Origin of the sequence: Trinickia dinghuensis (assembly GCF_003367175.1) — a bacterium.
Lineage (GTDB): Bacteria > Pseudomonadota > Gammaproteobacteria > Burkholderiales > Burkholderiaceae > Trinickia > Trinickia dinghuensis.
Window position 1 is genome coordinate 287,815 of record NZ_QRGA01000011.1, and the last position, 15,519, is coordinate 303,333.

At 65.8% G+C, this 15,519-nt stretch carries 14 protein-coding genes and 2 tRNA genes; 11 read left to right on the forward strand and 5 right to left on the reverse strand.

Features of this window, described 5'->3' with window-relative positions:
• Positions 1–30 precede the first annotated feature (30 nt).
• The 7 genes from DWV00_RS20965 to DWV00_RS20995 all read left to right on the forward strand — a co-directional run bounded on the left by DWV00_RS20965 (position 31) and on the right by DWV00_RS20995 (position 4,425).
• Positions 31–106 (forward strand) — tRNA-Asn (locus DWV00_RS20965).
• Positions 107–179: 73 nt separating this feature from the next.
• Positions 180–255, forward strand: a tRNA-Asn gene (locus tag DWV00_RS20970).
• A 275-nt stretch (positions 256–530) separates the two neighbouring features.
• Entirely contained in the window at positions 531–1,022 is a 492-nt protein-coding gene (locus tag DWV00_RS20975) for a CreA family protein (protein WP_115535516.1), read from the forward strand.
• A 41-nt stretch (positions 1,023–1,063) separates the two neighbouring features.
• Entirely contained in the window at positions 1,064–1,942 is an 879-nt protein-coding gene (locus DWV00_RS20980) for a helix-turn-helix domain-containing protein (protein WP_115535517.1), read from the forward strand.
• Positions 1,943–2,180: 238 nt separating this feature from the next.
• Positions 2,181–2,966 carry an AzlC family ABC transporter permease gene (locus DWV00_RS20985; protein ID WP_115535579.1) on the forward strand — a complete coding sequence of 262 codons (786 nt, stop codon included), beginning with the start codon at positions 2,181–2,183 and terminating at the stop codon, positions 2,964–2,966.
• Positions 2,963–3,286, forward strand: a complete 324-nt coding sequence (locus DWV00_RS20990; RefSeq protein WP_115535518.1) for an AzlD domain-containing protein — start codon at positions 2,963–2,965, stop codon at positions 3,284–3,286. The genes DWV00_RS20985 and DWV00_RS20990 overlap by 4 nt, the downstream gene beginning before the upstream one ends.
• Positions 3,287–3,648: 362 nt before the next feature.
• Complete coding sequence (locus DWV00_RS20995; RefSeq protein ID WP_115535519.1) at positions 3,649–4,425, forward strand: DUF4088 family protein; 777 nt, start codon at positions 3,649–3,651, stop codon at positions 4,423–4,425.
• Between the two features lie 112 nt (positions 4,426–4,537).
• On the opposite strand, the gene DWV00_RS21000 is transcribed toward DWV00_RS20995, so the two are convergent.
• The gene (locus DWV00_RS21000; protein WP_115535520.1) at positions 4,538–6,724 is read right to left on the reverse strand and encodes an ATP-dependent helicase; all 2,187 of its coding nucleotides are present in this window, start codon (positions 6,722–6,724) and stop codon (positions 4,538–4,540) included.
• A gap of 137 nt (positions 6,725–6,861) precedes the next feature.
• Between DWV00_RS21000 and DWV00_RS21005 the strand changes: the two genes are divergently transcribed.
• From DWV00_RS21005 to fumC, 4 genes are all read left to right on the forward strand, one after another.
• Complete coding sequence (locus tag DWV00_RS21005; RefSeq protein ID WP_115535521.1) at positions 6,862–7,083, forward strand: RNA-binding S4 domain-containing protein; 222 nt, start codon at positions 6,862–6,864, stop codon at positions 7,081–7,083.
• Positions 7,084–7,242: 159 nt separating this feature from the next.
• A complete protein-coding gene (locus tag DWV00_RS21010; protein WP_115535522.1) occupies positions 7,243–8,631 on the forward strand; it encodes an MATE family efflux transporter in 1,389 nt (462 codons plus the stop codon).
• Between the two features lie 244 nt (positions 8,632–8,875).
• Positions 8,876–10,501, forward strand: coding sequence for a phospholipase D family protein (locus DWV00_RS21015; RefSeq protein WP_115535523.1), 1,626 nt, complete (start codon positions 8,876–8,878; stop codon positions 10,499–10,501).
• 102 nt (positions 10,502–10,603) lie between these two features.
• Positions 10,604–12,001 (forward strand): class II fumarate hydratase, encoded by a 1,398-nt coding sequence (gene fumC / locus DWV00_RS21020; RefSeq protein ID WP_115535524.1) that lies wholly within the window; start codon positions 10,604–10,606, stop codon positions 11,999–12,001.
• A 111-nt stretch (positions 12,002–12,112) separates the two neighbouring features.
• Here the strand turns inward: fumC and DWV00_RS21025 are convergent, their stop codons facing one another.
• From DWV00_RS21025 to DWV00_RS34145, 4 genes are all read right to left on the reverse strand, one after another.
• Entirely contained in the window at positions 12,113–12,616 is a 504-nt protein-coding gene (locus DWV00_RS21025) for an acyl-CoA thioesterase (protein WP_115535525.1), read from the reverse strand.
• 171 nt (positions 12,617–12,787) lie between these two features.
• The gene (locus tag DWV00_RS21030) at positions 12,788–13,825 is read right to left on the reverse strand and encodes a GlxA family transcriptional regulator (protein WP_115535526.1); all 1,038 of its coding nucleotides are present in this window, start codon (positions 13,823–13,825) and stop codon (positions 12,788–12,790) included.
• Positions 13,826–13,869: 44 nt separating this feature from the next.
• A complete protein-coding gene (locus tag DWV00_RS21035; RefSeq protein WP_115535527.1) occupies positions 13,870–15,135 on the reverse strand; it encodes an MFS transporter in 1,266 nt (421 codons plus the stop codon).
• A 229-nt stretch (positions 15,136–15,364) separates the two neighbouring features.
• The gene (locus DWV00_RS34145) at positions 15,365–15,502 is read right to left on the reverse strand and encodes a hypothetical protein (protein WP_181885543.1); all 138 of its coding nucleotides are present in this window, start codon (positions 15,500–15,502) and stop codon (positions 15,365–15,367) included.
• Positions 15,503–15,519 lie beyond the last annotated feature (17 nt).

Sequence of the window (15,519 nt, forward strand, 5' to 3'; positions counted from 1 at the left end):
CATAAAATCTCGCTTCTCTGCTGTTGTTGTTCCCCGATAGCTCAGTCGGTAGAGCGCCGGACTGTTAATCCGTAGGTCCCTGGTTCGAGCCCAGGTCGGGGAGCCAAAGAATGAATGGAAAAGCCCGTTCGTCATAGCGGGCTTTTTTACGCGGTAACGATTTTCACGTAGCACGTTGTTCCCCGATAGCTCAGTCGGTAGAGCGCCGGACTGTTAATCCGTAGGTCCCTGGTTCGAGCCCAGGTCGGGGAGCCAAAAGCTCCAGCAAAAGGGCCCGTCGTTGATACGACGGGCCCTTTTTGCATTCACGGTCGGCCCATCCGCTATCGGCCGCGCAACCCGTATCGGCCGTACATTGGCCGTCCGGCCTAGACGCTTGCCACCGGCCGTTGTGATACCGTTCAACGTATGCCGTACGCGGTCCCGCCGTGCGAACGTCCGCAGGTCGGCCCAATCCGGCTCGGCCGTTCATCGCCCGGCTTTCATGGCCCACCCAATCGCCGCGCAATCCGCGCCATCGCTCACTCGCCATGCACCGCACTCATCTTTCGCCGCTTTCGATCGTCTTCGCTGCATGCTTCGCGCTTGCCTGCGCCGCGCTGCCCGCGCACGCCGAGGAAATCGGCAGCGTCAACACCAATTTCCACATCACGGGCTCGGATCGCGTGGTCGTCGAGGCCTATGACGATCCGGACGTCGCCGGCATCACCTGCTTCGTCTCCCGTGCCCGCACCGGTGGAATCAAGGGCACGCTCGGCATCGCGGAGGATCCGACCGAAGCCTCGATCGCTTGCCGCCAAGTCGGCCCGATCAAGTTCGACGGCCCGTTGAAACGTCAAGCCGACGTCTTTTCCGAACGCATGTCGCTGATCTTCAAGACACTGCACGTGGTGCGCATCGTCGATGCGAAGCGCAACGCGCTCGTCTACCTGACGTACAGCGACCGCGTCGTCTCGGGCAGCGCCAAGAACAGCGTCAGCGCCGTTCCGATGCCGGCCGGCACGACGATCCCGCTGCGCTGACGCACGCCGCGCCCGCACCGCCCGCCAAACCGATGCCGACCATGGACGAGCCCCTCTTCCGCGATTGCGCGCACTACTGGCGCTCGCCGCTCGTGCCCGGCGGGGACATGGTCACGGCCGAGTACCGCGAACACGAGTTCGCGCCGCACTGGCACGAAGCCTATGCCGTCCCCGTCATCGAGGCCGGCGCGGAAATGTTTGCCTATCAAGGCGGCCATCACGTCGCCGAGGCCGGCACCGTCCCCGTCATCAATCCCGGCGAAGTCCACACCGGGTCGCGTGCGATGGAGGTGGGCTGGCGCTATCGGGTGTTCTACATCCCGGTCGATTTCATGGCCGAGCTCACCGGCGACATCGCGGCCGCGCCCCAGCCGATGCCGTGGTTCCCGGCGGACGTGATCCGCGATCCCGATCTCGCGGCCCGCGTCGCGCGCGCCCACCGGCTGCTCGAGGGCCTGAACGGCTCAGCGCACGGTGGCCCATTCCCATTGCACGGCGACCCGCTCGCGGCGGAGACAGCGCTCATCGACGCGATGTCGACCCTGATCGTGCGCCACGCATTGCGCCACACCGATGCGCGCCAGCCGAACATCGATCCGCCGCGCGTCGCGCTGATGAAAGAACGGCTCGCGGCCGACCTGACCGAACCGCTGAGCCTGAGCGAACTGGCCGCGGACGTCGGCTTGTCCGCGTTTCACGCGGCTCGGCTGTTCACCCAGGCCACGCGCATGCCGCCCCATGCCTGGCGCAATCAATTGCGGCTGCAGCGGGCGCTGGCGCCGCTGCGCGAAGGCGTCGCCGTCGCCGACGTCGCCGCGGCCTGCGGCTTCACCGATCAAAGCCATTTCACACGGCACTTCCGGCGCATGTTCGGCGTCCCGCCCGGACGATGGCAGGCGGGCAACGGCCCGGGGCGCTGAGGCGCCCGTTGCCGGGAAGCACGCTGGCCCAAGGGATGCTCGGACGATAGACACGCCGATCCGAGCAGCTTTCGTAGGAGCCCGCCCCAAACACGTCCCTACCACTACCCAAAGCAAGAACGTACAAGCGCCGCCCCGCAAGCGAACGCTATCCTGCGCGCAGTAGGAGGACTTTCTTTTGAAACCGCGCATTCCGCTCAACGAATTCATCGACGGCGCCCGCGACACGATCCCGATGATGGTCGGCGCCGCCCCGTTCGGCATCATTTTCGGCACGCTCGTCACCGCCGGCCCTTTGAGCCTCTGGCATGGCCAATTGATGTCGCTTGCCGTCTTCGCCGGCTCGTCGCAGTTCATCGCGCTCGGCCTCATCGCGGCGCATGCGAGCTTCGCCGTGATCTGGGCGACGACGCTGATCGTGAATTTCCGTCACGTGCTCTACAGCGCGACGCTGGCACCCTACGTCGCGCGCTTGCCCGTGCGCTGGCGGCTCGCGCTGGGGGGCCTGCTCACCGACGAAGTGTTCGCCGTCTCCTACGCGCATTATCGCCACGCGCCGCCCGGGGAAATCGGACCCCACTACTTTCTCGGTTCGGGTCTCGCCATGTACGTGAACTGGCAGATCTGGACGCTGGCCGGGCTGCTATTCGGCGCGGCCTTCCCGAGGCTGCAATCGCTCGGGCTCGACTTCGCGATGGTCGCGACGTTCATCGCCATCGTCGTGCCGCAGCTCGTTTCGCTGCGCTATATCGCATCGGCCGCCACGGCCGGCGTCGTCGCCCTCGCCTGCGCCGGTTTGCCGTATAAGCTCGGCCTGCTGGCCGCGGTGGCGGCGGGCGTTGCCGTCGGCGTCGTACTCTCGCGGCCTTGGGCCGCCGACGGCGGAGCGGGCCGCAGCCGGTCCGGCCGGCAGCCCGGCGCAACAAAGCATCCCGGCCAAGCCGACGAGCGGGCCGCACGTGCCGAGGGCGCCGAACGTGCTACCTCGGCCCACGCCGATCGCTCCGCGGAGCTCGCGCCATGAGCTACGTCGTCCTGATCCTCGGCATGGCTATCGTCACGTTCCTGATCCGATCGACGGTGTTTCTGCTCGGCGAGCGCATCGTGTTCCCGCCGCTCGTGCGCACGGCGCTCGGCTTCGTGCCCGTGACCGTCCTGACGGCCATCATCGTGCCGATGGCCGTCACGCCCCACGGCGGTGCACCCGAACTCACGTGGCGCAACCCGCAGCTAGTCGGCGCCCTCGCCGCCTGCGCGGTGTCCGCCGTGACGCGCCGACCGCTTCTGACCATCGCCGTCGGGCTCGCGGTGTTTTTTGCGTGGCAAGGCTTGGTCATGCACTAGCGCCTAGGTACCCAAGGCGCCTGAGCCTGAGCCTGAGCCCGAGCCTCGGTGCCCGAAACGCCTGCGCCCGCACGCGAAGCACGCCGCCGGCCCTATCCGTCCGACGATATCGTCTATTCGGCCTCAAGTTCTGCGCTCGATCGCCGTTATTCAGTCGAAGCGCGCTTCTTGGCCGCGCGGCGCGGGGGGCGCGCCGGCGCCCGGCGTCGGCAGCGGCCCGAAACGCGCATGCAAAAACCGTAAAAGCGCCGGCCATCGAGCGGGTCCGCCAGTTTTGGGGGCGCCGTGCCGGCTCGACCGTAGGGTGCCTGCGCGAAACGCCGCGGCGGCCCCCGACGGGGGACGCGCGATCAGGACAAGCCATGGGTCAAATTACCCTTTCCCTTCGAGAAGAGACGCTCAATTCGCTGCAGAAGGATTTCGACGCCTTCATGCGCGTGTCGCTCAAGCTCGACCCGCAATTCGCGACGCCTTCGTTCGAGGACTTCCTGCGAGCGAAGCTGCTCGACAACATGGTGCCGCTGACCGAGGCCGCCGTGCAGCGGATGCTGCAAGGGGGCCAGTACGCCTGGGCCAAACGCACGCTGGAGAAGGAGTTCCCCGACGTCGTGGCCATTCTGATGCGCCAAGCCGAGGAATTCGGATTCAGCTTCGCGGTGCGCTCCGAATGGACGTCCGACGAGGTCGCGAAGGCCGCCCGCGACTGGGCCTCGGCCATCGTCAAGGAAGCCGGCGGCGACGCCGCGCTCGTCGATCCGCTTGCGGCGCAGATCAAGTCGACGGCGCGCGACATCCTATCGCTCGAGGAAAAGATGCAGACGCCGGCTTGGCGGCTCGCGGAATCGCTGCGCCAGCGTGTCTACGAGGCAAAGATCGCTTGCGAAACGAGCATCGGCAGCACCGCGCGCGAAAAGCTCGGCGAACTGCGCGGCTTGCTCAAGCTCGGGCTCGCGCACGGCTCGTTCCAAAAGCAGGAAGCGCAGCAGATCCTGGAGTATCTGCGGCTGCTCAAGCCGGAGATCTTCGTCGAAGAGCCGTACGACATCTTTTCGCGCATGGCCGCGTGGATGCGCAGCTTCTTCATGCCCCCGCCCCGGCAGCCGCAACCGCGCGCGGCCGAACCGCGCCGCCCCCGCTGAGCGCCTGCCGCTCCGATCGCTAGACCAGGGGCCGCCAGGCTCAGGCCTGCATCTGCCGGCCTAAAGTCCGTGCGAGTTTCACCTCGGTCGACGCCCGCATCGAGCGCCGGCGTCAATCCCACATCGACTTGAGCTGCGCCGCGATATCGACACGCGCCTTCGCGGCCGCGGCCAGCCCCGCCGGCGTGGGCGGGGCGGCGTCCAGCACGCGTGGCCAGGCGTGCACGTCGAACAAGCCGAGCAGCGCCTCGGGAATGAACCGCGTACGCGACGCCCAGACGTGGCGATCGCCGAGCGCGCTCTGGTTATGCACGTAAAAGCGCTGCGGGACGACGATGTGCAGATCCTCCTTCGCCCGCGTCATGGCCACGTATAGCAGGCGCCGCTCCTCTTCGATCTCGTCTTGGCTGCCGGTGCCGAGATCCGACGGAATGCACCCGTCGACGCCGTTGAGCACGAACACGTTGCGCCACTCCTGCCCTTTGGCCGAATGGATCGTCGAGAGAATCAGGTAGTCCTCGTCGACGAGCGGCACCCCCGATTCGCCGCTCGTGGCATCGGGCGGATCGAGCGTCAGCTCGGTCAGGAAACGCTCGCGCGTGGGGAACGTCGCGGCCAGGCTCTCCATCTGGAGGATGTCGGCGTGGCGCATGGCCGCGTCTTCGTGATTGCGTTCGAGATGGGGCTCGTACCAGCGGCGCACTTGCTCGAATTCGGCCGGCCAAGGCGTGCGCGACGCGCCGACTTCATCCATCAGCGCCGAAAACGGCGCCCAATCGACCACCGCGCGCGGCGGCGGCGCGAAGGCGCTCAACGCCGCCGGCAGCGCACCCGCCGCCGCGACGGCGTCGAGCGCGCGGCCGGCCGTCGAGGGCCCGACACCGGGCATCAACTGCAAAACGCGGAATCCGGCCACGCGATCACGCGGGTTCTGCGCCCAGCGCAGCACCGCCAGCACGTCTTTCACGTGAATTGAATCGAGAAAGCGCAACCCGCCGAATTTGACGAACGGAATGTTGCGCCGCGCCAGTTCCAGCTCGAGCGCGGCGCTATGGTGGGCGGCGCGAAAGAGCACGGCTTGCGCCTTGAGCTTCATCCCTGCCTCGCGTGCCTCCAGCACCGCTTCGACCACATAGCGGGCCTGCTCGACCTCACCCGCGACCGTCACGAGCCGCGGGCGCTGCGCCGAGGCCCGATCGGTCCAAAGATCCTTCGTAAACCGCTCCGCGGCCAAGCCGATCACCGCGTTCGAAGCAGCGAGAATCGGCGCCGTCGAACGGTAGTTGCGCTCGAGCGTGACGCGCGCCGCGCCGGGGGTGAAATGCGCCGGAAAATCGAGGATGTTGCGCACCGTCGCGCCGCGAAACGAATAGATCGACTGCGCGTCGTCGCCCACCACGGTGAGCCCGCGACCGTCGGGCTTCATCGCCAGCAGGATCGTCGACTGCAGGCGGTTCGTGTCTTGATATTCGTCGACGAGCACATGATCGAACCGCTGCCCGAGATCGGCGGCAATCGACGGCTCGGCCGCCATGCGCGACCAGTAGAGCAGCAAATCGTCGTAGTCGAGCACGTCTTGCGTTTGCTTGGCCGCGACGTAGCCGGCGAACAGCGCGCGCAAATCGCGCTCCCACTCGCGGCACCAAGGAAACGCCTGTTCGAGGACGCTGGACAACGCCGCCCCCGTGTTGACGACGCGCGAATAGATCGCGAGGCACGTTCCCTTCACGGGAAAACGGCGCTCCTTGGCCGAGAGTCCAAGCTCATGGCGCACGACGTTCATTAGATCGGCGCAGTCTTCGCGATCGTTGATCGTGAATGCGGGCGAGAGCCCGATCGAATCCGCGTATTCGCGCAGCAAACGCGCGCCGACGCCATGGAACGTGCCGGACCAGGTCAGCGCCTGCGCCAAGTCGGCTCGCGTACCGAGCGCTTGCGCGGCGATCCGGGTCGCACGCCGCGTCATGTCCTGCGCGGCCCGGCGGGAAAACGTGAGCAGCAGCACGCGCCGCGGATCGGCACCCTTCACGAGCAAATGCGCGACGCGATGAGCCAGCGTATTCGTCTTGCCCGAGCCGGCGCCCGCAATGACGAGCAGCGGGCCGCCTGGACTTGCGCGATCGCCAATGCCGTGCTCGACGGCGGCCCGCTGAGCGTCGTTCAGCTTTTCGAGATAAGGGGTGCTCGGCGCGGAAAACTCCGGCTGGGCAGCGGCAGAAATTGGGGACACGGGAAGACCGTCGATCGTTCGAACTAGCAAGCGCCGGAGCCGCAAATCGGCGCGGACGGCGACGCACATACTGTATAGGCATACATGGTCGGACTGCAAGCACTGGGACGAGCAAACGAACCCGCATCTTTCATCTTTCTCTAGGCCGCAGCGTGGCTTATGATGCGTGCCCTAATCGCTTTCGCGCCGCACGACGGCTTATCGCCATGGCCAATCTCAATTTCACGCTCACGGGCGATCACGTCGAACTGCACAACCTGCTCAAGCTGATGGGCCTGGCCGACAGCGGCGGCGCGGCGAAGGGGCTCGTCGCGTCGGGCGAGGTCAAGGTCGACGGCCGCGTCGAGCTGCGCAAAACGTGCAAGATCCGCGCGGGCCAAGTCGTCATCCTCGGGGATACGCGCATCGCCGTTCTAGAGGCAAGCTGAAGCAACGAAAGCGGAAAAGTCTCATATCTCAACGACTACGCACCGTCGCCATCGACAGCCGCGCACGGAAGCAATAAGCTCTTCGTTTCCGATAAAAAAACAACATGGGCCGCGCTCGCGTCATGCGCTGACGGCCCGTTGCGCCTCGATCGCTTCGCCATGTCCGAGTCCACGATTACTAGGGCCGCCGCCACGCCGGCCCCGCCGCCGTTGTCGCGCCACGCTGCCGACACCGCACGCCTAGCCGCGCCGCTCGCCATCGCGCAGCTGTCCCAGATGGCGATGGGCGTCACCGATACGATCCTGCTCGGCTCGCTGAGCGCCGACGCGCTCGCCGCGGGCGGTCTTGGCGCGGGCATCTTCTTCGTCATCGTGACGCTGCTGCAGGGCGTGCTGAGCTCCGTGAGCGTCACGGTCGCCAACGCGCGCGGCGCGCAGGCCGACCATCGCGTGCCGCATATCTACTGGACGGGTCTTGCGCTGTCGGTGCTGCTCGCGATTCCGGCTTTCGTGCTGCTCTCGTTCGCGCAGCCGATCCTGCTCGCGTTCGGCGAGCCGGCCGCGCTCGCGCACGACGTCGGCGCCTACACGGGCGTGCTGCGCTTCGCCTCGCTCGGCAGCCTCATCGGCGTCGGCATGATGCGCTCCTTCCTGCCGGCCATCGGCGCGGCCAAGCGGCTGCTCTGGGTCTCGCTCGTCGGCGTGGTGTTCAACGGCGTGCTCAATTACGGGCTCATTCACGGCGCCTGGGGCCTGCCGCGGCTCGGCCTGCTCGGCTCGGCCACGGCCACGACGGTCACCGTCTGGCTCAGCGCGATCGCGCTCGTCGCGCTGCTGCACGGACGGCAGCGCTTCAAGCACTTCGTCGTCGCCAAGCGCCCGACGATGCCGGTCATGAGCGAGCTGTTCTCGATCGGCTGGCCCGTCGCGATCACCTATGGCGTCGAATCGATGCTGTTTCTCTGTACGGGCCTATTCATCGGCCTGATGGGCGAGAAGCCGCTCGCCGCGCACCAAATTGCCCTGAGCGTCAGCTCCGTCACGTTCATGGTGCCGCTCGCGATCGCGCAGGCGGCCAATGTGCGAGTCGGTTACTGGATGGGAGCCGGCAATCGCGTCGCCGCACGCCATGCGGGCTTCGTGGCGCTCGGGCTCGGCGTCGCCTACATGTCGATGTCGGGGCTGCTGTTCACCGTTGCGCCGCACGCCATCGTCGGCCTCTACCTGAAGCTGGACGATCCGGCCAACGCGCAAACCGTCTCGATCGCCACTTCATTGCTGCGCGTGGCCGCGTTGTTTCAGATCGTCGACGGGATGCAGACGATCGGTTCGGGCTGCCTGCGCGGGCTCAAGGACACGCGCGTACCGATGCTCGCCGCCGCGTTCGGCTATTGGGCCATCGGCTTTCCAACCGGGTACCTGCTCGCGTTTCACGCCGGGTTCGGCCCGCGCGGGCTCTGGTGGGGGCTCGCGGCGGGCCTCGCGAGCGTCGCCGTGCTGATGACGCTGCGTTTCGAGCGCCGCACGCGCCATCGGCCGAGCACTTGAGCAAGCATCGTCGAACATGCGTCGACAGGGCATCATAAGCGGACGCCGTGCCTAGGCACGCGCATACTTGGCGGGTAATCCGCGCCGGCTTCCCATAGAATGAGGTTATTGGTGCCGGGACGAGCCGCCCCTTCGTCCGGCCGGTCCGTCAGCGAAGGAAGAGTCCGACGTGTTCGATGAGCAATGGCCGCGGCCACGGGCCGCGTGGCATCAACGGGTGCGCCGAGCGCGAACGCCGCACCGTATGCGAGCCGATGTGCGCGCCATCGCGCGTTGGATCGCCCTTGCCTTCGTCGCCTGCCTGGCCACCGCGTGCGCCACGCTGCCGCCGGCTACGTCGCTGAACCGCCCTGTCTCGCATGCCCTGGCCGATCCCGGCGCGACGCCGCTCGGGCAGGCATTGGCGCCGCTGGTTGCCGCGCATGGGGGCCAGTCGGGCTTTCGGCTGCTGACCGACGGCACCGACGCGCTGCAGATGCGGATCGCACTGGCCCGCTCGGCCACCAAGACGCTCGATCTGCAGTACTACATCGCCTCCGAGGATACGACGGGCCGCTTGCTGCTCGCCGCCGCGCTCTACGCGGCCGATCGCGGTGTGCATGTCCGGATGCTCGTCGACGATCTGAATTTCAACGACACCCGGCGTTTGATGGCCGGCCTGTCGACGCATCCGAACATCGAGGTGCGCGTCTTCAATCCGTTCGGCACCACGCGCCCAAGCGTCTTCTCCCGGACCGAAACGTTCGTGACCCGTATCGATCGCTTCACGCATCGCATGCACAACAAAGCAATGATCGCCGACGGCGAACTGGCGATCGTCGGCGGCCGCAATCTCGGCGACGAGTATTTCAGCGCGAGTCCGAAACTGCAGTTCCGCGATTTGGACGTCATCGCCGCGGGCCCGATCGTCGAGGATGTATCGAAGAGCTTCGACTCGTTTTGGAACAGCGCCGGCGCGTACCCGCTGAATGTCGTCGACAAGAAGAACTACGCCGCGGCCGATCTGCAAGCCGCCCGTCAGGAATTGCGCGCGCACTGGGATGCCGAGGCGCAGGCCGTCGGCGCAAAGCCTTTGCGCGCTGCACCGCTGTGGCAGCAAATCGCGCAGCAGCAAATGGGGCTCGTATGGGCGCACGCGACGTTCAGCGTCGATTCGCCGACCAAGATCACCGACCCCAGCGACGATTACCGCAGCCCGCCGATGCACAAGCTCGCCGAGCTGCTGCGCGGCGCCCAGCATGAGGTGCTACTGCTCTCGCCCTATTTCGTCCCGCACGGTGCGGGCCTGAAGTTGTTGTCGGAGTTGACGCACCGCGGCGTGCGCGTGGCCGTCTTGACGAACTCGCTGGCCTCGACCGATGCGGTCGCCGTGCAAGCCGGCTATAGCCCCTATCGAATACCGCTGCTGAAAGAGGGAGTCGAACTCTACGAATTTCAGCCGGTGCAGCGGGAGCATTCGCGCCTGTTCGGCAGCTCGGAGTCGCGCGCGAGCCTGCATGCGAAGGCGTATGTCATCGATCGCCGCACGCTCGTGATCGGCTCGTTGAACTTCGATCCTCGCTCGGCGCATCTGAACAGCGAACTGGCGCTCGTTATCGACAGCCCGACGATCGCGGGCGAGGTGGCCAAACTGATCGACCAGTCGATGTCCCCGACCGTCAGCTTTCGCCTGCGGCTGGCCACGCCGAGCGAGCAAGCACAGTCGCGCGCGCTCGGGGAGCCCGATTCGGGTCTCGTCTGGAGCGGCGAGGAAAAGGACGACGGCGGCCCCCCTCACATGCACACATGGACGCTCGACCCCGAGGCAGGCTTCGTACGCAATTTGCTCACAGGTCTATTCTTGATGTTGCCGATCGACTCGCAGCTTTAACGGCAGCGCGCGCCGCCACGGTCACCGTCGCTGTCGCGGGCCGAATCCATCCCACTGCCTTTCTCAATTTCGCTGTTCTTTTAGTACCGGAGCGCAAGCATCATGACCGAAGACCATCGCATGGAGCGCGACACGTTCGGCGAGATCGCCGTACCCGCCGCACGCTTGTGGGGCGCGCAGACGCAACGTTCGCTGCTGAACTTCAAGATTTCGACCGAGAAGCAATCGCCCGAACTCGTCACCGCGCTCGCCGTCATCAAACGCGCGGCGGCCGAGGTGAATCTCGAGCTGGGCGTGTTGCCGGAGGAAAAAGCGCGCGCGATCATGCAGGCGGTCGATGAAGTCATCGAGGGCCGCCATGCGGGCGAATTTCCGCTGGCCGTCTGGCAAACGGGTTCGGGCACGCAAACGAACATGAACCTGAACGAGGTCATCGCCAATCGCGCCAGCGAACTGCTCGGCGGCGAGCGCGGCGAAGCGCGCAAGGTGCATCCGAACGACGACGTCAATCGCGGCCAATCGTCGAACGACGTATTCCCGACGGCGATGCATGTGGCCACCGCGAGCGCCATCGTCAAGCATCTGCTGCCGGCGCTGGCCACGCTGCGCGCGACGCTCGATGGAAAATCACGGGCGTTCGCCGACATCGTCAAGATCGGCCGCACCCACTTGCAGGACGCGACGCCGCTGACGCTCGGCCAGGAGTTCTCCGGCTATGCGGCGCAACTCACGCATGGCATCGCGCACGTCGAATCGGCGCTGCCGCATTTGTACGAGTTGGCACAGGGCGGCACGGCGGTCGGCACCGGGCTCAACGCTCATCCACAATTCGCCGAGCGCGTCGCGGCGGCTATCGGCCGGTTGACGGGCGTGCCGTTCGTCAGTGCGCCGAACAAATTCGAAGTGATGGCGGCGGCCGATGCGATCGTTTTCGCGCACGGGGCGCTCAAGACGGTGGCGGCGAGCCTGATGAAGATCGCGAACGACGTGCGCTGGCTCGCGAGCGGTCCGCGCTGCGGTTTGGGGGAAATTTCGATCCCCGAGAACGAACCGGGCAGCTCGATCATGCCGGGCAAGGTCAACCCGACACAGTCAGAGGCAGTCACGATGCTGTGCTGTCAGGTGTTCGGCAACGACGTGGCGATCAATCTCGGCGGTGCGAGCGGCAATTTCGAGTTGAACGTGTTTCGCCCGATGATCGCGCACAACGTACTGCAATCGATTCGCCTGCTCGCGGACGGCGCGCAAAGCTTCAACGACAATTGCGCGGTCGGCATCGAGCCCAATCGCGACCGCATCGATACGCTGCTGAACGAATCGCTGATGCTCGTGACGGCGCTCAATCCGCACATCGGCTATGACAAGGCCGCGCAAATCGCGAAGAAGGCGCACAAGGAAGGGACAACGCTGAAGGCGGCGGCGCTGGCGTTGGGGTATGTGACCGAGGCGCAGTTCGACGAGTGGGTGAGGCCCGAGGATATGACGGGGCGGCGGGGATGACAGCATAAGAGCGTGAAAACGTGCGAACGGCCGTTTGCGCCCTCGCTTACGGCCGTTCGTCGTCGATCACGCCCGCTCGGCATTTCTCGAGCCGAGCGCGCCGCGCATTGATCAAATACTCCCCTTCGCCATCTCTTCCGGCTTGAGTTCGACGATCGCATCGAGCGCCGTCTTAACATCCATCGCATACTTCGCCACGCGCTTTTGCTCGTCCGTGCGCGGTTCGAACGGCGGCACGGGAATCGGCGTGCCGTTCTCGTCCACCGCAACGAACACGACGAGGCAGTCGGTCGTCAACCGCAGTTGGCCGCTTTTCGGGTCGCCCGCATGCACGGTCACATGGATATGCATGCTCGTGCGGCCCGTTGCAACCACACGCGCCCGCAGTTCGACCAAGTTGCCGACGAGAATCGGGCGGCGAAAACGAATATTGCCGACGCTGACCGTCACGCAATAGCGGCCCGACCAAACGGCCGCGCAAGCATAAGCCGTCTCGTCGATCCATTTCATCAGTGCTCCACCGTGCACCTTCCCGCCGAAGTTGACGGAAGTCGGCTCGGCGAGGAAACGGAATGTGGTTTCCGAACGGTCCAAGGGGGTCGAGGGCGTGCTCATCGTGGCTCCGGTGGTGCGCGTTCGCGCGGCTGTAAAGGAGCCGATTATAAAGGGCCAATATTGGTCCGGCGCAGCCTAGCGCCCATTGCACGCTGATTACAGGCCAAGCAACGTGCCCTAGGGCCCATTCACGCTGACTCTAGGCTCACGCCGGCCTCAAGCACAAGTCGACTAACCTGCTGCATTGATCGGCGCGAACCGCTCCCGATAACTAAGAGGCGGCACCCCGAAACGGCGGACGAATGCTCGCCTTAGATTCTGCTCGGTGCCGAAACCGCAATCGAGCGCGATCCGTTTCATCGGCCGGCGCGATTGGGCCAGCGAACGGGCGGCTGCTTCGAGCCGCAATGCCTCGACGGTTTTAGCCGGCGTGCGTCCAACCGCATCGACATAGCGTCGCGCAAACGTGCGAGGCGACATTCGTACACGTTCGGCAAGCCGCTCGACCGACAGATCGCCACGCAGGTTCGTCACCATCCACGCATGCAACGTATCGAACTCCGCCGTCGCGCATTGCTGCGCATCGAGCGTCGCACTGAACTGCGATTGCCCGCCCGGGCGCTTCATGAAGACGACAAGCCGACGCGCAGCCAGCATGGCTAGCTCATGGCCGAAGTCCTCTTCGATCAGCGCAAGCGCGAGATCGATGCCAGCCGTCACGCCCGCCGAAGTCCATACGGCTCTGCCGCCGCGCACGTCGCGAACGAAGATCGGATCGGCGTCCACCTGAATGGATGGAAAGCGGCGCGCGAGCTCGTCGGCGCTGCGCCAATGCGTCGTCGCGCGCCGTCCCTCGAGCAACCCCGCGGCGGCCAAATAAAATGCGCCGACGCAAACCGAGCAGACTCGCCGCACGCGCGGCGCCATACGCTCGAGCCATTTCACGAGTTGCGGGTCGAGCACCATCTGATCAGCCACGAACGTACCCGCAACGACGATCGTATCGATCGGTTCGCTCTCCAACGCATCGAGCCGCTCCACGACGACCGGCAGGCCGACGTGCGTCGGCAGCGTGCCGCCTTCAATCGACGCGACCCGCGTTCGATAAGCGACGGGTTCGTCCCCGGCGCTGTTGCGCGCTTGGCGCATCTCGAGTTCGGCCCGCCAAAACGCCTCCAGCGGACCGCATGCGTCAAGCAACACGAGATGCGGTGCAACGGCGAATACGATTTGCCGAACGGGTGAAGGCGAAGCCGCGGGCGCAATCATTTAGGAATCCTCATCGACGACCAAGGCAAGGTCATGTGCTTGCCTCACGAAACACTCGCCGCTGCAACCGTACCGGCTCGCGAGCGCGACCACGCATAGCCGAGCGTCGCGCAAGCGGCCACTGCCAACGCCGGCAAGATCGAGACGCTCACAACGGACCAACCGAACCGTGTCAGCAACTGCCCGGCCGTCAGCGATGCCAAGGCAGTGCACGCGAATGTGGTGAACTCGCTCGTCGCCTGCGTCTTGGCCCGCTCGCTCGGACGGTACGACTGCGCGAGCAAGGTCGTGCCGCCGACGAACATGAAATTCCAGCCTACGCCCAGGCAAGCCAGCGCCACATAGAAATGCGGCAAGTCCGTCGATAGCAGCGCGATCCCGCCGCAAGCCGCCGACAGCGCGATCCCCACACCGATGATACGCAGTACGCCGAAACGCGAGATCAAACGCGATGCGAAAAACGAAGGCGCGTACATGCCGACGAGATGCCACTGGATGATGCTGGCGCCCTCGCCAATCGTGTGGCCGCAGGCGACAGCGGCAATCGGCGTAGCCGTCATCACGAACATCATCACCATGTAGCCGATCGCGTTATTGGCGAGCGCGGCCATGAAGATCGGCTGCGTCACGATCTGCGAGAGTGGGCGCGCGCTCGCCTCGTCGGCGGGCGTCTGCGCAACCGAAGGGGACACCGGCGCAGTAGCCGGCGCTGCATTGCGATACCCGATCAGCACGAGCCCCATGGAAGCGAGCCCCAGCACCGTCACGAGCGCATACGAACCGGCGAACGTGACCGGCGCGAGCCAATCGCGGCTCCAGGCGGCAAGCGCGGGACCGAGCACCGCGGCGACGACGCCGCCCGTCAGCACGGTCGAGATCGCGCGGCCTTTCGCCTGCACGTCGACGGCGTCGGCCGCGGCCAGGCGGTAGTACTGCGCGAATGCCTGAAATACGCCGACCGTCGCCGTCCCGCAGCAAAACAGCCAGAAGCTGTGAACGAAAATCGCATGGACGGAGATCGCCCCACCCGCCGCGCCCACTGCCGCACCGAGCGCAAAACCGGCGCGGCGGCCGATGCGCGCCATAAGAAACGAAGCGAAGATCGTCGTCAGAGCGGCGGCGACGGTGATCAGCGAAAACGGCAGCGTCGCGAGCGCTTTGTCGTCGGCGAGCGTGTAGCCGACGAGGCCCGTGAGCGTGAGATCGATCGAGACGGACGACGTGTAGAGCGCCTGGCAAAGCGCCAGGACGCGCGCATTGCGGCGGCCGGCGCGTTCGCGGCCGAGTTGGACGGGCAGGGAAGCGTGCATCGGTGACCCTTGGCGGATTGAGGACAGCCCTATCCTCGCCCATGCCGAATTGGCAGAAAGGACAATGATGCATCAATTTCTGCCAGCCGATGCGATCGGACATTGCCCCGGGTCTTCAGCTTTCACATCCGGACGAATCGGACGAATCCGATGATTCGCCCGGTTTGGACGGTTCGAGCGCCATTCAATCCGAGCACTCTTTACCGTCGCCTCGAAGTCGCCCTCGATGTCACTTCCGAAAACTGATGCCCTGATCGATCGTGCCGTACATCGTGATGCTGCTGCCGTCGTTGCTCTGCGGCGCCCCGCCCTGCGCGCACCCGACGCATAACCATGCGGCCAAAGCGGCCGCCAACCACCCTTTCATTGCTGCCCTCGCTCGGA